This is a genomic window from Lysobacter sp. Soil_C_15 (assembly GCF_057657315.1).
The window spans coordinates 1-18,828 of record NZ_JBDGIR010000004.1; the positions used below are offsets into that span (position 1 = coordinate 1).

Genomic DNA, 18,828 nt, shown 5'->3' on the forward strand with positions numbered 1-18,828 from the left:
TCTTCCGCACTGAAATGGCTGTAGTGGGTTCCCATCGCCTAGCCTCAACCGGGTGATGCACTTGAGGTTAGACAGTGCCGTTACTTTCTTTGTCGCCTTGGACAAAGAAAGTGACCCGGCCGCTTGCGGACGGAAGCTTTGCATTAGCTTTGAAGCCTTCGAACGGCAGACGCCGCGAGACCGCAGAGCGCGGTCGTGGCTTACGCCGCTCCTACAGGGGCGCAGGACAAGGACGCGGCGAATTGAGAGATGGCGGTCGCGGCTTGCGCCGCCCCCACGCGACAGATTCGGGCTTCGATCCACGACAACGGCGTTGAGTTTTCTGCGCGTCACGTGGTCGCGGCTTGCGCCGCTCCTACAGGGGGCGCAGGACAAAGGCGCGGCGAAGTGAGGGATGGCGGTCGCGGCTGGCGCCGCTCCTACCACCACGCGACAGATGCGGACTTCGATCAACGACCACGGCGCTGGGTTCTCTGCGCGTCCCGTGGTCGCGGCTGGGGACCGAAGGAAATCCCCGAGGGGCGCCGCACTTCCCCCTGGTACGCGGCAACCGCGGCTGCGCCGCGGCGGCGCTTACATGGTGTGGGTCGGCCGCTCGGCCTGGAGGGTGCCGGCCAGCAGGGCCTCGATCTTGCCCTTGACCGCGTCGCCTTCGGCGGTCTCGGCGAACTGCACCCCGATGCCCGCGGTGCGATGGCCCTGCGCCCCGGTCGGGGTGACCCAGACCACCTTGCCGGCCACCGGCATGCGCTCGCCGGACTCGGGCAGGGTCAGCAGCAGGAACACTTCGTCGCCGATGAAATAGCGCTTGGGCGTGGCGACGAAGATGCCGCCGAACTTGAGGAACGGCATGTAGGCGCTGTACAGCGCCGCCTTGTCCTTGATCGTCAGCGACAAGATGCCCTGCCGCGCTGCCCCTGCCGGTGCGTTCATGCCTTGCTTCCTCCTGCGCCGCGGCGCGCCTCGTCGGCGCGCCAGGCCATCAACAATTCGATAACCGCCAGATCGGCGCGTACCGTGGTCCGCAGCAGATCGCGGGTACGGTTGGCGCGATCGAACCAAGCCGCAAGACTGCGCGCGCGGCCCGGGTCGGTCAAGCCGCCGGCGGCTTCGGCCAACGCGATGTCCGACGCGTGTCGCAGACGCAGCGCGGCATGCTCGTCGCCGACCCAGCGCTGGGCCACTTCCGGCGCCGAGATTTCGCCGCGGCCGAGCTTGGCCAGATCGGCGGCGACTTCGCGCCGCAGCTTCAGCCCGTCGCCGGTCAGCCACTCCTGGGCCAGCCCGGGATGCCCGCGCGCGGCGTCGAAGGCTTCGCCCGCGGCCGCTTCGGCATGGCCTTGCGCGCGCAGCCAGGCCAAGGCCTCGTCGTGCGGCGGCAGGCGGAACTCCAGCCGCTGGCAGCGGCTGCGGATGGTCGCCGGCAGCCGCGCCGGATGCGAGCTGACCAGCCACAGATACCGCCCCGGCACCGGCTCTTCCAAGGTCTTGAGCAAGGCGTTGCAAGCGGCGGTGTTGATCGCATCGGCCGGGTCGATGATCGCGATCTGCGCGCCGCCGTACTGCGGGGTCAGCGCCAGCCGCTCGGACAGCGAGCGGATCTGCTCGATCACGATCTCGGTGCGCAGCCGAGTGCCTTCCTTGTTCGGCACGAAACTGACGAACTGGTAATCCGGATGGGTGCCGGCGTCCAGAAGCAGGCAGCTGCGGCAGCGATCGCAGGGCTCGCCGCCGGCGTCGGGTTCGCGGCACAGCAGGCCGCGCGCCAGGCGCTGCGCGACCGCGCGCTTGCCGAGCTGGGCCGGACCGCAGAACAGCAGGCCGTGGCCGAGCCGTCCGGCGGCGATCGAGGCCTTGGCCTGATCGTAGATGCGCCGCTGCCAGCTGGCGAAGGCCGGCGCGCTCATGCCGGCGCTCCGTCGGCCGGGGTGCGTGCGATCAGCGCGCGCAGTTGCGCCACCGCCTGCTGCGCGACCGCCTCGGCCGGCTGACCGGCATCGATCACGGCAAAGCGCTGCGGCTCGGCCGCGGCGCGTTCGCGATAGGCATGCCGCACGCGCTCGAAGAAATCGTTGCGCTCGCTTTCGATCCGGTCGGCGGCGCCGCGGCCGCGCGCGCGCGCCAGGCCGACGTCGACCGGCACGTCGAGCAACAAGGTCAGCGCCGGCCGCAGGCCGACCACGCGCCGCTCCAGCTCGGCGATGAACTGCGGGTCCAGGCCGCGCCCGGCGCCCTGGTAGGCGTAGCTGGCGTCGGTGAAGCGGTCGCTGATCACCCAGCGGCCGCGCGCCAGCGCCGGTTCGATGGTCGCGCGCACGTGCTGGGCGCGCGCGGCGAAGGCCAGCAGCAACTCGGTCTCGCGCGCGGCGGGCTCGTGATGGGTGTCGAGCATCAGGCCGCGGATCTGCTCAGCCAGCGGCGTGCCGCCGGGCTCGCGGGTATACACCGCGTCGATCCCGGCCTCTTCGAACGCGCTGCGCAGCGCGGCCAGCACGGTCGACTTGCCGGCACCCTCGCCGCCTTCCAGGGTGACGAAACGCGCGCCGGTGCGCAGCGGCGCGCTCATCGGCGCGCTCCGTTCGGCGCCGGCGCGGCGGACGCGGAAGCCGCGTCGCCCTGCTCGGCCTCCTCCAGCACCGCCTTACCCTCTTCCGGCTGGCTGTGGGTGCGCTGCTGGCGGTAGCGCTGCAGGTACAGGCGCACGTTGGCCTGATGCTGGGCATAGGTCGCCGCGAACAGGCTGCGGCCGGTGCCGTCGCCGGCGGCGACGAAGAACAGCGCGTCGCCCGGCGCCGGATTGGCCGCGGCCTTCAGCGCCGCCAGCCCCGGCATCGCGATCGGCGTCGGCGGCAGGCCGGGGCGGGTGTAGGTGTTGTACGGCGTGTCGGTCTGCAGGTCGCGCTTGCGGATGTTGCCGTCGTAGTTCGCGCCGAGGCCGTAGATCACGGTCGGGTCGGTCTCCAGCTTCATGCCGAGCTTGAGCCGGCGCTCGAACAGGCCGGCGATCTGCGGGCGTTCGGCGGCCAGGCCGGTTTCCTTCTCCACGATCGAGGCCATGATCAGCAACTCGGCCGGACTCTTGAGCACGCTGTCGCGATCGCGGCCTTCCCAGGCCGCCTGCACCGCGCGGTCCATCGCCTGATGGGCGCGCTTGAGCACGTCCAGGTCGCTGTCGCCGCCGGTGTAAAGATAGGTCTCGGGCAGGAAGCGGCCTTCCGGATGCTGTCCGGGGCGGCCGATCGCTTTCATCAGCGCGGCGTCGTCGAGCTGCGCGGCGTCCTGTTTCAGCGGCGCGGCGCGGGCCAGCGCAGCGCGCAGTTCGCGCATGTTCCAGCCCTCGACGATGGTGAAGCGGTGACTGACCACCTTGCCGTCGCGCATCGCGGTCAACAGCTGGCGCGGGGTGGTGCCGGGCTCGAGCGCATACTCGCCGACCTGCAGCCGGCCGGCCGCGCCCAACTGCTTGGCCAGCGCGCGCCATTCCAGCGCCTGGCCCTCCGCGACCCCGGCCGCGCGCAGCTTGCGCACCACCGCCGGCAGCGAATCGCCGCGCTCCACGCGCAGGCTTTCGCCCTTTTCCAGGCCGCTCATCGGCGCGTCGGCGAAACCCTGGTAGCGCTGCCACAGCCAAGCCCCGCCGGCGGCCAGCGCGGCCAGCAGCAGCACGATCACGATCAGACAGCCGCAGCCGCGTTTGCCAGTCTTACCCACGACACCTCCAAGCCTACGATCCGGGCCGCCGCGCACCGGCGCGGACCGCGTCCGCGGCGCGGAGGCTCAGTCGTCGACCGTAGGCGGCGAGATGGGCTGCGCCGAGCCGGCGCCGCGTTCCGGCCGGGCCGGAGGCGGCGCGCGAACCGCTCGTCGAGCCGCGCTTGGGTCAGGATACCGCGCGCGGCGCAAGGGATGAAAATCGCTGCGGAACGGCGTGCGCCGGATCGCCGCACCGTGCGCAGGCCCGGCCTGCGGTACGGACGCCGGACGCCGCAGCAGCGCCCGACACGGCGCAGCCGGGGCCGGCCGCGCACCGCCCCGCACGCAGCGCGGACCTTAGACGCGCTTGAACACCAGGGTGCCGTTGGTGCCGCCGAAACCGAAGCCGTTGGATACGGCGATGTCGACCTTGGCTTCGCGCGCGGTGTTGGGCACGTAGTCCAGGTCGCAGCCCTCGCCCGGCTCGTCCAGGTTGATGGTCGGCGGAATGATGCCGTGGTACAGCGCCAGCACCGAGAAGATCGCCTCGGCGCCGCCGGCCGCGCCGAGCAGGTGCCCGGTCATCGACTTGGTCGAGCTGACCATGGTCTTGTAGGCGTGATCGCCCAGCGCGCGCTTGATCGCCAGGGTCTCGGCGAGGTCGCCGAGCGGGGTCGACGTGCCGTGCGCGTTGAGATAGCCGACCTGGTCCGGATTGATGCCGGCGTCGGCGAACGCCGCCGCCATGCAGCGCGCCGGACCCTCACCGTTCTCGCTCGGCGCGGTCATGTGGAACGCGTCCGAGCTGGCGCCGAAACCGGCCAGCTCGCAGTAAATGCGCGCGCCGCGCGCCTTGGCGCGTTCGTACTCTTCCAGCACCAGGATGCCGGCGCCGTCGCCGAGGACGAAGCCGTCGCGCTCCTTGTCCCACGGCCGCGAGGCGCGGGTCGGGTCGTCGTTGCGGGTCGACATCGCCTTCATCGAGCAGAAGCCGCCGACCGAGGTCGGCGAGGAGCCGCGCTCGGCGCCGCCGGCGACCATCACGTCGGCGTCGCCGTACTGGATCATCCGCATCGCCATGCCGATCGAATGGTTCGAGGTCGCGCAGGCCGACACCGCGGAGAAATTGGGGCCCTTGATGCCGGTCAGCAGCGAGACCTGGCCGGGCAGCATGTTGATGATCGTGCTGGGCACGTAGAACGGCGAGATCTTGCGCGGGCCGCCCTCGTGGTACTTGATGGTCTGCTCTTCGATGCCGAGCAGGCCGCCGATGCCGGAGCCGATCAGCGCGCCGATGCGCTCGGCGTTGGAATCGTCGACGACGATGCCGGCGTCTTCCAGCGCCATCAGCGAGGCGGCGACGCCGTAATGGATGAACTCCTCCATCTTCTTGGCGTCTTTCGGGTTCACCCAGCGGGTGATGTCGAAGTCGCGCACTTCGCCGGCGATGCGGGTGGTGAACAGGGCCGGATCGAAATGAGTGATCGGACCGATACCGGAACGGCCGTTGACGATGCCGTCCCAGCTGCTGACGACGTCGTTGCCGAGCGGGGAGACGAGGCCGAGGCCGGTGACGACCACGCGGCGGTTGAAGGAACGGTTGGACATGCAACGCTACCTCTGCTGGATCCGTCTGCGGACGCTACGCCGGCGTATCGACCGGCCTGAAAAGCACGGGGCCGCAATGCGGCCCCGAGTTGTCGCTGTATGGCATGGCATGCCGTCCGCGAGCCGCCAAGGCGCATCGCGGACGAGCGGGCGCATTACGACTTGACGTGCGCCTTGACGTAGTCGATCGCCTGCTGCACCGAGGTGATCTTCTCGGCCTCTTCGTCCGGAATCTCGCACTCGAACTCTTCTTCGAGCGCCATCACCAGCTCGACCGTGTCGAGCGAATCCGCGCCGAGGTCGTCGACGAACGAAGCGTTGTTGGTGACTTCTTCTTCCTTGACGCCAAGCTGTTCGACCACGATCTTCTTGACGCGTTCTTCGATGCTGCTCATGGATGCTGCTCCTCCCGTGAGGGGTTTTTCGACGGAATAGTCTAATGGAATCGGAGGGTTTCGCGAGGGCCGGGCGCCTTTCGACGAAACCCCTTTGGGTTCAATCGCTTACAGCCTACGCCAAAGGCTCAGGGCATGTACATGCCGCCGTTGACGTGCAGCGTTTCGCCGGTGATGTAGCCGGCGCCGGGGCCGGCCAGGAACGCCACCGCGCGGGCGATGTCGGCCGGGTCGCCGAAGCGGCCCAGCGCGATCTGGTCGAACATGGCCTTTTTCGCGTCTTCGGGCAGGTCGCGGGTCATGTCGGTGTCGATGAATCCGGGGGCGACCACGTTCACGGTGATCCCGCGGCTGCCGATCTCGCGCGCCATCGACTTGCTGAAGGCGATCACCCCGGCCTTGGCCGCGGCGTAGTTGGCCTGGCCCGGGTTGCCGGTCACCCCGACCACCGAGGCGATGTTGATGATCCGGCCCTTGCGCGCCTTCATCATCGCGCGCATCACCGCCTTGCTGGTGCGGTAGACGCTGCTGAGATTGGTGTCGAGGATCGCCTGCCAGTCCTCGTCCTTCATCCGCATCAGCAGATTGTCGCGGGTGATGCCGGCGTTGTTGACCAGGATCGAGATCGGGCCGACGGTCTTGGCGACCTCGTCGATCAGGCCCTCGACCGAGGCCGGGTCGGCGACGTCGAGGACCCGGCCGTGGCCGCCGTGGGCGGCCAGGCGGGCGGCGATGGCCTGCGCGCCGGCTTCGCTGGTCGCGGTGCCGACGACGGTCGCGCCCTGGGCGGCGAGCTCGTCGGCGATGGCCGCGCCGATGCCGCGGCTGGCGCCGGTGACCAGCGCGATTTCGCCCGAAAGCGGGGTCGTGCTCATGCGTGTTTCACTCCGTAAAGGCTGCGGGCTCGTGGGTGGCGGCGCGGCGCCCGGTCGCGGTCGACCGCAGGCGGGCGCGGCGCCCCGCCCCCAGGCCGGCCGGCGCGCGCCACGAATCGGCGCGGTCAAGGCTACAGGCTGGGGGCCGGGGTTGAGTAGCGCAAGGGTCGGCGGCGTGCGACGGCCCGATTCAGCGCCAGTCCGCCAGCGCGGATTCGAACTCCGCCGGCGTGCCGATCGCGCGGCCGTCGATGGCCTTGTCGATGCGCTTGATCAGGCCGGCAAGCACCTTGCCGGGACCGCATTCGGCGATGCGCTGCGCGCCGCGTGCGGACAGGGCCTGCACGCAGCCGGTCCAGCGCACCGGCAGATAGAGCTGACGCACCAGGGCGTCGCGGATCGCATCCAGGCCGTCCTCGGCCTGCGCGTCGACGTTCTGCACCACCGGAATCGACGGTTCGCGCCAGTCCAGGCCGGTCATGGCTTCGGCCAGGCGGTTGGCGGCTTCGCGCATCAGCGGAGTGTGCGAAGGCACGCTCACCGCCAGCTTGACCGCCTTGCGCACGCCGGCTTCGGCGAGCCGGGTCAAAGCCTTGTCGACCGCGCCGGCGTGACCGCCGATGACGATCTGGCCCGGCGAGTTGTAATTGGCCGGCACCACCACTTCGGCGCCGGACACCGCCGCGCACACTTCCTCGACCAGCGCGTCCTCGGCGCCGAGCACGGCGGCCATCGCGCCGACGCCGGCCGGGGCCGCGTCCTGCATCAGCTGCCCGCGCAGGCGCACCAGGTGCGCGCCGTCGCGCAGCGACAAGGCGCCGGCCGCGACCAGCGCGCTGTACTCGCCCAGGCTGTGCCCGGCCAGCGCAGCCGGCTGCGCACCGCCCTGCGCCTGCCACAGGCGCCACACCGCCACGCCCGCGGCGAGCAGCGCCGGCTGGGTGAACTCGGTGCGGTTGAGCTGTTCTTCCGGGCCGCCCTGGCTCAACGCCCACAGATCGACGCCGGCGCCGTCGCTGGCTTCGGCGAAGGTTTCGCGGATCTGCGGATGCAGTTCGGACAGTTCGGCCAGCATGCCCAGCGACTGCGAGCCCTGGCCCGGGAAAACGAAAGAAAGGCGCTGATCGGTCACGCGTGCCGCCACATCGAAAGGATGGCGAATCATACGGGCGAACGCTTGCGAACGTCTGTACCGGGCGGTACGGCGTCACGCCGCGTCGCAGACTGCCGCGATCCGTCGCAGAACCTCGCGGCGGCGCGGAAAACCGCGCTGTCATCGATGGCGCAGGGCGATCCGGGCGAACCACCTCGGGTTTGCCGGTTCGGGCCGATCAACGCGATGGCACATATCGCACCCCATCCGGGCCTTTGCAGGAGCCACGCACAGCAGTTGCCGTTAACCGTTTGCCGTTTGCCGTTGCCGTTGCCGTTGCCGTTGCCGTTGCCGTTGCCGTTGCCGTTGCCGTGAAGAGCTTGGCGCAGCAGCGAACTCGCGAGAAGCCCCTGAAGCCCCGGAGGGCGGGCCGCAGGATGCGGCCCGTGCGCAGCCAGGCCAGGGATGGCCTGTGTGGAGCAGCCCGGCCCAAGCTCCGCCCCATAGTGGCTCTTGATTCGAAACAGCCATGGCGTTTTCTTTGGTTACTTTTGACCGAAGGAAATCCCGCGGGACTTTGTCGCCTTGGACAAAGAAGGTGACCCGGCCGCTTGCGGACAGAAGCTTTGCTTTTGAAACCTTCGAATACAGGCGCCGCGAGACCGCAGCAGCGCGGTCGCGACTTATGACCGAAGGAAATCCCCGTGGGACGCCGCTCCTACAGGGGGCCTAGGACAAAGACGCGGCGAACGGGCGAGATGGCGGTCGCGGCTTGTGACCGGAGGAAATCCCTGTGGGGCGCCGCTCCTACCCTTCGCGATGGTTTTGGGCTTCGATCGATGGCGAAGGCGTTGATTCCTCTGCGCATCCCTTGGTCGCGGCTTACGCCGCTCCTACAGGGGCATGGGACTAAAGACGCTGCGAACGGGCGGGATGGCGCTCGCGGCTTATGACCGAAGGAAATCCCTGGCGGGACGCCGCTGCTACACAAATGCGCAAGATCTAGAGACGCGAAAGGCCGGCTCGCGACGAATCGCGGCCGGCCTCGGCGAAGCAACAGCGGGATGCGAAGATCAGTAGCGCAGCAGCGCCGAGCCCCAGGTGAAACCGCCGCCGAAGGCTTCCAGCAGCAGCAACTGGCCGCGCTGGACCTTGCCCGAGCGCACCGCCTCGTCCAGCGCCAGCGGCACCGACCCGGAAGAGGTGTTGCCGTGGCGGTCGACGGTCACGATCACCCGCTCCATCGGCATGTCCAGGCGCTTGGCCGTGGCTTCGATGATGCGCAGGTTGGCCTGGTGCGGAATCAGCCAGTCGATCTCGTGACGGTCCAGGCCGTTGGCTTCCAGGGTCTCTTCGACCACCGAGTCCAGCGCCTTGACCGCGTGCTTGAACACTTCGTTGCCGGTCATCAGCACGCGCACGCCGGCGTTGTGCTCTTCGGGCTTGAAGCCGGCCGAGACACCGACCGGATTCCACAGCAGTTCCTTCTTGCCGCCGTCGGCGTGCAGGTGGGTGCTGAGGATGCCGGTCTCGCTGTCGGCCTTGAGCACCACCGCGCCGGCGCCGTCGCCGAACAGCACGCAGGTGCCGCGGTCGTTCCAGTCCAGCATCCGGGTCAGGGTTTCCGAGCCCACCACCAGCACGGTCTTGGCCGCGCCGGAACGGATGAACTTGTCGGCCACGGTCAGCGCGTAGACGAAGCCCGAGCAGGCCGCGTTGACGTCGAACGCCGGGCAGCCGTCGGCGCCCAGGCGGTGCTGCAGCAGGCAGGCGCTGGACGGGAAAATCAGGTCGGGGGTGGTCGTGCCGAGCACGATCAGGTCGATCTCGCTGGCCGCCACGCCGGCGGCTTCCAGCGCACGCACCGAGGCGTGGTAAGCCAGGTCGACGGTGGTCTCGCCCTCGGCCGCAATATGGCGCTCGCGAATGCCGGTGCGGATCGCGATCCATTCGTCGCTGGTATCGACCAGCTTGGCCAGGTCGGCGTTGGTCAACACCTTTTCCGGCAGGTAACTGCCGGTACCCGCGATGCGGGCGTAAATCCGATCTGTCATCACCACTCCGCGGCGTTGCCGTGTAGGGGCCCGCTCAGGCTGCGCACGCCGCGATGCAGCGTCGTCGCCGGACGCAGGCCGCCGAAGTCATCAGTGCCACAAACGCAGGCCGCCAGCGTGAGCTGGCGGTGGAACGGTGCCGCGACGGCCGCAGGTCTGAATTCGGACGCGCCGCCGCGGGCGGCGGAGCGGATCGGCGCCGGCTTGGGGATGCGCTCCCGGCCGCCGGCCCAGATCGGCGGCGACGCGCGCCGGACACCGGGCGCACGTCGCGGCGCGAACGAAGATTATTCTTCGTCGACGATGCGGGTCTTGGTCTCGATGACCTTCTTGCCGCGGTAGTAGCCGTCGGCGGTCACGTGGTGGCGGATGTGGGTCTCGCCGGTGGTCGGGTCGGTGGCCAGCTGCTTGCTGGTCAGCGCGTCGTGGGCGCGGCGCTGGCCGCGACGGGACGGGGTAACGCGGGACTTCTGAACAGCCATGGTCTTGCTCCGGAAAAGCGGTGGAAACCTGAGGTGGATAGCGTAGCCCGATTCGCAGGAACGGCTTGCTGCTTCGCCTGCAGGTCGGAGTGGAACGAAAAGGGTGAAACCGGTCTTGCGTCAGTTCTTCTTCAGCGAGGACAGCACCGAGAACGGATTGGCCGCGTCCTGTTCGGCCTGGGGGGCCTCCCATTCGCGCTCGACCGCCTCGCTGCCGGGCGCCATCGGCACCACCGGAACGGCGAGGATCAGTTCGTCCTCGACCAGTTCCACGGGCCGCAGCATGCCGTCGTCGGGCATCAGCAGCGGCTCGTAGCCCGGCGGCAACGCGGCTTCGTCGGCCTCGTCGCGGATCAGTCCCAGCCGCTGCACGATCTGCACCGGCAACAGGAACCGCTCCAGCGAGCGCTGGCACAACAGCGGCAACTGCGCGTCGATCTTCAGTTCGACGTAGGGCACCTGCAGCGCGTCGCTGTCGAAATCCAGCGAGAAGCTGACTTCGCCTTCGGCGTCGACCAGGCTGTCGCGCAGCCGGACGAAGTCCGACAACGGCACACGGCCTTCCACGCCGCGCCGTGCCGCCACCAGGCGCCAGGCATCGAGGACGTCGGGCACCCGCCCAGATGGCACATCGGCTGACATAAGCCGCGGAATGGTAGAGACCCCGCCCCCCGCTGTCAAACCGTAAGCCCCGGCCGGCGCAGGGGATTTGCCGCCGCCCCCGCCGCGCGTGCAGACTTTCCGGCCTCCCGCCGAGCGAAGCCGCCGCCTTGATCCTCTTCCTGCTGCTGACCCTGGTGGTGCTGGCGGCGCTGGCCGCGGTCGCCGTCGTGCTGTTGGGACCGGTCCGGCGCCAGCGCGCGGTGCGCGAACTGCTCGACGCCGCCGACGCTCTGGAGGCCCGGTTGCGCGCGGCCCGGGCCGAGATCGAGGCGGTCGCCGGCAACGAGGGCCGCGACCCGGTCGGCGAGGCGATGCGCGAGATGCTGCGCCAGCGCCTGTGGCTGCGCGAGTACGGACGCCGCGCCAGTCTCGCCCAGCTGGCCGAGGTGCGCAGTTCGATCGACGCCGCGCGCGACCGGATCGAGCAGCAATTGAACCAGATCGAGCGCGCGCGTCTGCCGACCGGCTGAGACGACGTCATCTCAACATAACAAGAGACTCGCGATGCCCTCTCCGCTGATCCTGGCCTCGACCTCGATCTACCGCCGCGAGTTGCTCGGCCGGCTCGGCCTGGCCTTCGACACCGCCCGCCCGCAAACCGACGAGACCGCGCTGCCTGGGGAAGCCCCGGCGGCGCTGGCCGCTCGCCTGGCGGTGGCCAAGGCCGCTGCGGTCGCGGCCCAGCAACCACAGGCCTGGGTGATCGGCTCGGACCAGGTCGCCGAGTTCGACGGCCGCCCGATCGGCAAGCCCGGCGGCCGCGACGGCGCCCTGGCCCAGTTGCAGGCCATGTCCGGGCGCGAAGTGCGGTTTCTGACCGGGTTGTGCGTGCAGCGCCACGGCCAGGCGCCGCTGACCGCGCTGGACACGACCACGGTCCGCTTCCGCGAACTGAACTCGGCCGAGATCGCCCGCTACGTCGACGCCGAGCAGCCCTACGACTGCGCCGGCAGTTTCAAGTCCGAAGGCCTGGGCATCGCCCTGTTCGAGGCGATCGAGTCCAGCGACCCGACCGCGCTGATCGGCCTGCCGCTGATCGCCACCGCGCGGCTGCTGCGCCAGGCCGGCTACGCCCTGCCCTGAGCCTGCCGCGCCGGACCGAGCGGGACGCGGCGTATCCGGCGCGGCGCGCGCTCACGGCGGCGCCAGTTCGATCGGTTGTTCGGCCCAGTCCTCGACGCTGCCGTCGCGGCCGTGCAGGCGCAGCCCCAGCCAATGCCGTCCCGGCGCCTGCGTGTCCAGCCGCACCCGCGCGTCGAACCCGACCCGCGGATGCTGCGGGTCGTTGCTGATCCGCCAGAACCCGCGCACGCCCGGCAACTCGCGCCCGTACTGCGCCTGCGCCAGCGGCCGCCCGTCGAGCAGGATCTCGACCCGGGCCAGGCCGACCCCGTCCTTGAACGCCCAGCCGGCGACCTCGAACTCGCGCCCGACCCGCGCCCCGGCCGCCGGCGCGTCGACCCAGGCCATCGCCGGCGTCGTGCATGCGCCCTGGCGCGGCCGGCCGTCGAGCGCGAACAGCAGGAATCGCTGCCGGCCGTGATCGATGTTGAGCGCCTGCGGCGCCGGCAACGGCCCGAGCATCGCGCACAGGTCGTGGTAGCGCTGCAGCAGGTGCTTGTAGTCGACCTCGGTCGCGCCGACCACCAGCAAGGCCGGCTCGCCGGCGACATCGATGCGGCGGTCGCGTTCCAGTCCCCACAGGCGCAACTGCGGCGCGCGGCCGTGCTTGTGGTTGATCGGATGATCCAGCACTTCGATCCGCGCATCGCCCAGAGCGAAGCCGAGTTCGGCGCCGATCTTGAAGTTGTCGGCCAGCACCCGCGTGTTCGGCGGCGACTCGCGCAAGCGGCGCTCGACCTGCGCGGCCAGTTCGCTCCAGCCGGCGAAGTTGGACGGGTACCACTTCTCGCCGGCGCTGCGCGCGCGCAGCGTCGGCACCGATACCGCGACGTAATAGCCCAGCACCGCCAGCACCGCCGCGCCGGCGAGCGCCGCGGTGAGACCGCGCGCCCAGCGCGGCCAGGCCGCGAGCACGCCCGGCAACAACGGCAGCAGGGCCAGATAGCCCGGCAACGGCCAGTGGAAGCTGACCCGTTCGGTATCGGCGAAAAAACCCAGCGCGAAGAAGCCCAGCACGATCAGCGCACCGGACAGGGCGAAGTAGCGTGCCGCCGGCGTCGCCGCGCGGGCGCCGCGCCAGGCGGCCAGGACCAGGGCCGCCAGCAGCGGCGGCGTGACCAGCAAGGCCTGGATGGCGACGAACCACAGGCCGTCGGCGTGGAACGCCCAGGGATGCCGGTCGACCAGTTGGAAGCGCAGCCCGGCGTCGGCGTTGTCCATGTTCCAGGCCACCAGCGGGGCCCAGGCCGAAGCGCCGATCGCCGCGGCGATCAGCACGCGCACGTCGCGCAGGGCGCGCCGCCCTTCCGGCAGCAACAGCAGCACCGCGCCGCCGACCGCGATCACGGCGACGAAGCGATAGTGGCTGAGCGCGCCGAGGGAGAGACCGGCGGCGAGTTCCACCGCCGCGCGCGCATCGACCTCGCGCAACAGCCGCGCACCGGCGTCCAGGCACAGCAGCGTCGCCAGCGCCATCATCGCGTCCGGCAAGGCGAGCAGGCCGAGCGTGCCCGCCAACGGCAGCAGCAGGCCGAAACAGCCGGCGACCCAGCCGGCGCGGGCGCCGAACTCGCGCGCGGTCATCCGCACCAGCAACAGCGGCACCAGCGCGGCGACCGCCAGGAACGGCAGACGCAAGGCCCAGGCCTGGGCGCCGCCGAGTTCGACCCCGAGCCGGGTCAGCCAGGCGGTCAGCCCGGGCAGGTCCGAATAGGCCGCGGCCGGATGCTGGCCCTCCTGCCAGTAGAAGGCTTCGTCGACGAACAAGGGCAGGCGCGCGGCCACCGCCGCCTTCAACGCCAGCAACACGCTCCACAGCGCCCAGAACGCGCGCGCGCCATCGCCTGTGTCCTGCTTGGGTTGCCGCATCGACGCTCGACCTCGCTACACTTCGAATGGGGTTGGACCTGCCGCGCATCGGCGCGCCCGAATCGTCGCACGCCGTGGTTCGGGCGATCGTCGCGGTCGCGCCAGATTCGGCAAATCCGCACGACTGGGCCGCTCGACCGAACGTCTGCGGCGAAGCCCGCACGGTCGGGCCGCAGGCGAGATCCGCACGCGAACGCCGGCGGCGAACGCTGGTTTTATCGAGCTCCGATTTTGTTGATGCCCGTCCCAGAACATCCGCACGCACCCGCCCGGCGGCTGCACCGATCGCGACCGCGCGCGATGATGCCCCGGGCGACGGCGCGACGCGGCATCGCAGCGACGACGATACCGACACAGGAACCCAGCACGATGACGGCAGGCAACACCACGGCGGCGAATCCGGCGCAGCGCGAAACCATCCTACCCGACGCCCTGCGCAGCGCCCTGGAGCAGGCGCAGGCCCAGGTCAACTCGCTGGTGCTGGGCAAAGCGCAGGCGGTGCGGCTGGCCTTCGTCGCCCTGTTTTCCGACGGCCACCTGCTGATCGAAGACCTGCCCGGCCTGGGCAAGACCACGCTCGCGCACGCGCTGGCGGCGACCCTGGGGCTGGAATTCCAGCGCGTGCAGTTCACCTCCGACCTGCTGCCGGCCGACGTGGTCGGCGTGTCGGTGTTCGATCCGCAGTCGCGCCAGTTCCAGTTCCATCCCGGGCCGGTGTTCACCCAGGTGCTGCTCGCCGACGAGATCAACCGCGCGCCGCCGCGCACCCAGAGCGCGCTGCTGGAAGCGATGGCCGAACACCAGGTCACCGTCGACGGACGCACCCACGCCCTGCCCGATCCGTTCTTCGTCATCGCCACCCAGAACCCGGTCGACCTGTCCGGCACCTATCCGCTGCCGGACTCGCAACTCGACCGTTTCCTGCTGCGCCTGCACCTGGGGTATCCGGACGAAGCCGCCGAACGCGACCTGCTGGCCGGCGCCGACCGGCGCAACCTGATCGCCCAGACCCGGCCGCTGCTGAGCGCCGAAGACGTGCTGGCGATCCGGCGCGCGGTCGACGCGGTCTACGCCAGCGACAGCCTGATCGGCTACGTGCAGGCGCTGCTCGCGCGCAGCCGCAAGCACCCGGGCGTGCGGGTCGGCCTGTCGCCGCGCGCCGGCCTGGCCCTGTTGCGCGCCGCGCGCGCCTACGCGCTGCTGCTCGGCCGTTCGCACGTGGTGCCCGAGGACGTGCAGGCGCTGTTCGCCGCGGTCGCCTCGCACCGCCTGGTGGCCGAGGCCGATGCCGGCCCCGACGTGGCCAAGTCGATCCTGTTCGCCGTGGCGGTGGATTGAACCGGACCCGCATGGCCCAGGCCGCAACGACCGCCGCCCCGCCGCCGCAGCCGCGCCTGAGCCAATGGCGCCGGCGCCTGCTGGCGCTGACCCGGCCGCGACGCCGCGAGGCCTTGCCGGCGCGGTTCGACCGCCGCCGCATCTACGTGCTGCCGACCGGTTTCGGCGCGTTCTACGCCGCCTTGCTGGCGACCATGCTGCTGGGCGCGCTGAACTACAACAACAATCCGGCGCTGTTGCTGGCGCTGCTGCTGGCCGGCGCCGGCCTGGCCAGCCTGATCGCCGCGCAATTGCAGTTGTCGGGCCTGAGCATCGTCGCGATCGACGCCGAGCCGGTGCCGGCCGGCCAGCCGATGACGGTGCGGGTGCATGCGCGGGCCAAGCCCGATCGCGTCCGGCACGGATTGCGCGTGGACGACGAAGGCGCGCTCGGCGCCGGGGTCGCCGCGCTCGACCTGGACCAGGGCGCCGGCGAAGCGGCGCTGCGCGTGCTCACCGAACGGCGCGGCTGGCTCGAACTGCCACGGCTGCGGGTGTGGACCACCCGGCCGCTGGGCCTGGCGCGGGCCTGGGCCCTGGTCTGGCCGCAGGCGCCGCTGCTGGTCTACCCGGCGCCGGAACCGCACGGCCCGCCGCTGCCGACCGGCGGCGGCGACCAGGCCGTGACCCGGCTGCATCCGACCGGCGACGACGTCCACCATCTGCGCGCCTACCGTCCCGGCGATGCCCGCCGGACCATCTCCTGGAAGCATTCGGCGCGGCGCGACATCCTGCTGGTGCGCGAGTACGAACAACCGCTCGGCGCCGACGTCGAGCTGGAATGGCAACGCCTGAGCGGGCTCGACCAGGAAGCGCGCATTTCGCGCCTGGCGCGTTGGGTCGACGAGGCCGAACGCGACGGTTGCCGCTACCGGCTGAGCCTGCCCAACCAGCCCACCCTGGGCCCGGGCAGCGGCTCGGCGCACCGCCATGCCTGCCTGCGCGCCTTGGCGCTGATGCCGCGTGGCTGAGCTGCACCTGCCCTTCGCCGCGTCCGCCCGACGCGCCGCCGACGCCGCGCCCGCCGAAGGCCTGCCGCCGTCGGCGCGGCGCGCGACCCTGCTGGCCGGCGCCAGTTGCCTGCTGCCCTTGCTGCTGCAATTGCCGCCCAGCATCGCCGGCCTGATCGCCGCGGTCGGCGTCGGCATCGGCCTGCTGTCCTGGCGCCGTCCGCTGCCGAGCACGCTGCGCCTGCTGATGGTGCTGGGCCTGATCGGCGCGGTCCTGGTGCTGGCCGGCTTCTCGCTCGGCCGCGACACCGGCTGCGCCCTGCTCGCGGCGATGTTCGCGCTCAAGCCGTCGGAGACCTACACCCTGCGCGACGCACGCAGCCTGATCGGCTTCGCCCTGTTCGGCCCGTTCGCAACCTTCCTGCTCGACCAGGGGCCGTGGTCGCTCGCCCTGGGCCTGGCCGCAGCAGTGCTGGCGCTGGCGACGCTGCAGCGCCTGGCCGAGTACGAATCGCGTCCGGACCCGGCACGCACCGCCGAACCGCCCCAGCCGCCGAGCCAGCGTCTGCTGGCGATCGGCCGCCTGATCGCGATCGGCCTGCCGCTGGCGCTGGCGGTGTTCTGGCTGTTCCCGCGCCTGAGCTCGCCGCTGTGGGGCATCCCCGACCGCGCCCTGGCCAAGCCCGGTCTGTCGGACCGGATGAGCCCGGGCGAGATGGTCGACTTGCTCAACGACGAAACCGTCACCCTGCGCGCGCGCTTCCGCGGTGCTGCGCCACCGACCTCGCAGATGTACTGGCGCGGGCCGGTGCTGTGGAATTTCGACGGCCGCGAATGGACCCGCTCGCGCTGGGTCCAGGGCCTGCCGGCGGCGCCGATGCGCGCCGCCGGCAACGGCTGGGACTACGAGTTGGAGGTCGAACCGACCGACACTCGCGACTTCGTCGCCCTGGACCTGCCGCGCGCAGCGCCTGCGGGCGCACGGCTGACCTTGGACCACAACCTCTACACGCGCCGTCCGCTGAGCAGCCTGACCCGCTGGCAATTGCATTCGGCGCCGCCGGCCAGCTACGAACCGCAATTGCGCGAAACAATCCGGCGCATGGCCCTGGAACTGCCCAAAGGCTACAACCCGCGCACCCTGGCCCTGGCGCAGCGCTGGCGCAGCGAAGCCGGCGCCGACGACGCGGCGATCGTGCGCCGGGCGATGGCGATGATCCGCGGCGAGTTCGCCTATACCCTGGCCACGCCCCTGCTCGGCCGGCACTCGGTCGACGAATTCCTGTTCGATCACAAGGCCGGCTATTGCGAGCATTTCAGCTCGTCCTTCGTGGTGCTGATGCGCGGCGCCGGGATCCCGGCGCGGGTGGTCACCGGCTACGCCGGCGGCTACTACAACCCGGTCGGCAACTATTGGCTGGTGCGCCGTTCCGACGCCCACGCCTGGGCCGAGGTCTGGCTGAGCGGTCGCGGCTGGGTCCGGGTCGACCCGACCGCGGCGGTCGCGCCGGAGCGCATCTACGACACCCTGGCCGACCGCCGGCCCGGCGCCGGCGGTCTGTTCGGCGACATCGCCGCAGCCACGCCCTTGTTCAACCTCAGCGACTGGCTGCGTCGCGGCTGGAACGATTTCGTGCTCGGCTTCGACGCCAGCCGCCAGCAGCGCATGCTGCAGCCGTTCGGCGTCGACCGCCTGGACAACCAGAAGCTGGTGCTGCTGTTCGTGCTGTTCGCCAGCCTGGCCGGGCTGTGGATGGTATGGCTCAGCAGCCGCGGCGAACGCGAACGCGACCCGGTGGTGCGGGCCTGGCGCGCCCTGGGCCGGCGCTACCGGCGCCTGGGCCTGGAGCGCCAGCCGCACGAGCCGGCCCTGGCCTGGGCCGAGCGGGTCGGCCGGACCCGACCGGAATTGGGCGAAAGCTTGCTCCGGCTCAGCCAACATTTCAGCGATTGGCGCTACGCTGGTACTGGACCCGGGCGGCGCGAGGCCCGAGCACTGCGCAACGAACTGGTCCGGGCCTTACGCGCGCACCGGCCCGGCCCTTCTGGAGAACGACGATGAAGCTGCGTCTTGCCGTTATCGCTGTCGGTGTCGCGCTGCTCGGCGCCTGCGCCACCCAGCCCAAACCGTTACAGGGGGCGTTCTCGCCCATCACCCCGGCCGACGCCGCGGCCAGCGACAGCACCGGCGCGGTGGTGCGCTGGGGCGGCCGGATCGTCGATGTCGAGCCGCAGGCCAACCGCACCTGCTTCGAGATGATCTCGACCCGGCTAGGCGATTCGGGCCGGCCGTACTGGGCCAGCGACGACGTCGGCGGCCGCTTCCTGGCCTGCCGCTCCGGCTTCTACGACCCGGCGCTGTTCGAGAAAAACCGCGAAGTCACCTTCACCGGCCGCATCGCCGGCTACGAGTCCCGGCGCATCGGCGGTTACGAGTACCGGTTCCCGCAGCTCGACGCCGACGTGGTCTACCTGTGGCCGGTGCGCGAACGGGTCGACGTGATCGAGCGCCCGGCGCCGTGGCCGTGGTGGGGTTGGTGGTGAGCGCTTCGCGCGATCGCGCGAAGCAATGACGACGAAGGCGCCCTCGGGCGCCTTCGTTGGTTTTGCCGGCAGGCTTTGGGCCGGCGCCGAAGCTACAGCGAAA

At 70.8% G+C, this 18,828-nt stretch carries 18 protein-coding genes; 6 read left to right on the forward strand and 12 right to left on the reverse strand.

Features of this window, described 5'->3' with window-relative positions:
• Positions 1-573: 573 nt before the first annotated feature.
• From AC3A57_RS10320 to AC3A57_RS10370, 11 genes are all read right to left on the reverse strand, one after another.
• Positions 574-933 (reverse strand): PilZ domain-containing protein, encoded by a 360-nt coding sequence (locus AC3A57_RS10320; RefSeq protein WP_487578847.1) that lies wholly within the window; start codon positions 931-933, stop codon positions 574-576.
• Complete coding sequence (locus AC3A57_RS10325; RefSeq protein WP_487578848.1) at positions 930-1,907, reverse strand: DNA polymerase III subunit delta'; 978 nt, start codon at positions 1,905-1,907, stop codon at positions 930-932. Before AC3A57_RS10325 ends, AC3A57_RS10320 begins: the two co-directional genes overlap by 4 nt.
• Complete coding sequence (tmk, locus tag AC3A57_RS10330) at positions 1,904-2,566, reverse strand: dTMP kinase (protein ID WP_487578849.1); 663 nt, start codon at positions 2,564-2,566, stop codon at positions 1,904-1,906. Before tmk ends, AC3A57_RS10325 begins: the two co-directional genes overlap by 4 nt.
• Positions 2,563-3,711, reverse strand: a complete 1,149-nt coding sequence (gene mltG, locus AC3A57_RS10335; protein WP_487578850.1) for an endolytic transglycosylase MltG — start codon at positions 3,709-3,711, stop codon at positions 2,563-2,565. The genes tmk and mltG overlap by 4 nt, the downstream gene beginning before the upstream one ends.
• Before the next feature lie 339 nt (positions 3,712-4,050).
• Positions 4,051-5,301 (reverse strand): beta-ketoacyl-ACP synthase II, encoded by a 1,251-nt coding sequence (gene fabF / locus AC3A57_RS10340; protein WP_487578851.1) that lies wholly within the window; start codon positions 5,299-5,301, stop codon positions 4,051-4,053.
• A gap of 155 nt (positions 5,302-5,456) precedes the next feature.
• The gene (acpP, locus tag AC3A57_RS10345; protein WP_031373652.1) at positions 5,457-5,696 is read right to left on the reverse strand and encodes an acyl carrier protein; all 240 of its coding nucleotides are present in this window, start codon (positions 5,694-5,696) and stop codon (positions 5,457-5,459) included.
• Between the two features lie 128 nt (positions 5,697-5,824).
• On the reverse strand, positions 5,825-6,571 hold the full coding sequence (gene fabG, locus AC3A57_RS10350) for a 3-oxoacyl-ACP reductase FabG (protein WP_487578852.1): 747 nt from the start codon (positions 6,569-6,571) through the stop codon (positions 5,825-5,827).
• Between the two features lie 190 nt (positions 6,572-6,761).
• On the reverse strand, positions 6,762-7,703 hold the full coding sequence (gene fabD / locus AC3A57_RS10355) for an ACP S-malonyltransferase (protein ID WP_487578853.1): 942 nt from the start codon (positions 7,701-7,703) through the stop codon (positions 6,762-6,764).
• A 1,034-nt stretch (positions 7,704-8,737) separates the two neighbouring features.
• Positions 8,738-9,718 (reverse strand): beta-ketoacyl-ACP synthase III, encoded by a 981-nt coding sequence (locus AC3A57_RS10360; RefSeq protein ID WP_487578854.1) that lies wholly within the window; start codon positions 9,716-9,718, stop codon positions 8,738-8,740.
• 287 nt (positions 9,719-10,005) lie between these two features.
• The gene (rpmF, locus tag AC3A57_RS10365) at positions 10,006-10,200 is read right to left on the reverse strand and encodes a 50S ribosomal protein L32 (RefSeq protein WP_064748741.1); all 195 of its coding nucleotides are present in this window, start codon (positions 10,198-10,200) and stop codon (positions 10,006-10,008) included.
• Between the two features lie 120 nt (positions 10,201-10,320).
• Entirely contained in the window at positions 10,321-10,842 is a 522-nt protein-coding gene (locus AC3A57_RS10370) for a YceD family protein (RefSeq protein WP_221671986.1), read from the reverse strand.
• A gap of 128 nt (positions 10,843-10,970) precedes the next feature.
• Between AC3A57_RS10370 and AC3A57_RS10375 the strand changes: the two genes are divergently transcribed.
• Complete coding sequence (locus AC3A57_RS10375; RefSeq protein ID WP_487578855.1) at positions 10,971-11,333, forward strand: hypothetical protein; 363 nt, start codon at positions 10,971-10,973, stop codon at positions 11,331-11,333.
• 34 nt (positions 11,334-11,367) lie between these two features.
• Complete coding sequence (locus tag AC3A57_RS10380; protein ID WP_487578856.1) at positions 11,368-11,946, forward strand: Maf family protein; 579 nt, start codon at positions 11,368-11,370, stop codon at positions 11,944-11,946.
• A 51-nt stretch (positions 11,947-11,997) separates the two neighbouring features.
• Here AC3A57_RS10380 and AC3A57_RS10385 read toward each other — a convergent pair whose 3' ends face one another.
• On the reverse strand, positions 11,998-13,854 hold the full coding sequence (locus AC3A57_RS10385) for an ArnT family glycosyltransferase (protein WP_487578857.1): 1,857 nt from the start codon (positions 13,852-13,854) through the stop codon (positions 11,998-12,000).
• A gap of 369 nt (positions 13,855-14,223) precedes the next feature.
• Between AC3A57_RS10385 and AC3A57_RS10390 the strand changes: the two genes are divergently transcribed.
• From AC3A57_RS10390 to AC3A57_RS10405, 4 genes are all read left to right on the forward strand, one after another.
• Positions 14,224-15,192 (forward strand): AAA family ATPase, encoded by a 969-nt coding sequence (locus tag AC3A57_RS10390; RefSeq protein ID WP_487578858.1) that lies wholly within the window; start codon positions 14,224-14,226, stop codon positions 15,190-15,192.
• A gap of 11 nt (positions 15,193-15,203) precedes the next feature.
• Positions 15,204-16,202: a DUF58 domain-containing protein gene (locus tag AC3A57_RS10395; protein ID WP_487578859.1), complete on the forward strand. Its 999-nt coding sequence runs from the start codon at positions 15,204-15,206 to the stop codon at positions 16,200-16,202.
• A gap of 61 nt (positions 16,203-16,263) precedes the next feature.
• Positions 16,264-18,243, forward strand: coding sequence for a transglutaminase TgpA family protein (locus tag AC3A57_RS10400; protein ID WP_487579232.1), 1,980 nt, complete (start codon positions 16,264-16,266; stop codon positions 18,241-18,243).
• A complete protein-coding gene (locus AC3A57_RS10405) occupies positions 18,240-18,725 on the forward strand; it encodes a Slp family lipoprotein (RefSeq protein WP_487578860.1) in 486 nt (161 codons plus the stop codon). The genes AC3A57_RS10400 and AC3A57_RS10405 overlap by 4 nt, the downstream gene beginning before the upstream one ends.
• The last annotated feature ends 103 nt before the right edge of the window (positions 18,726-18,828 follow it).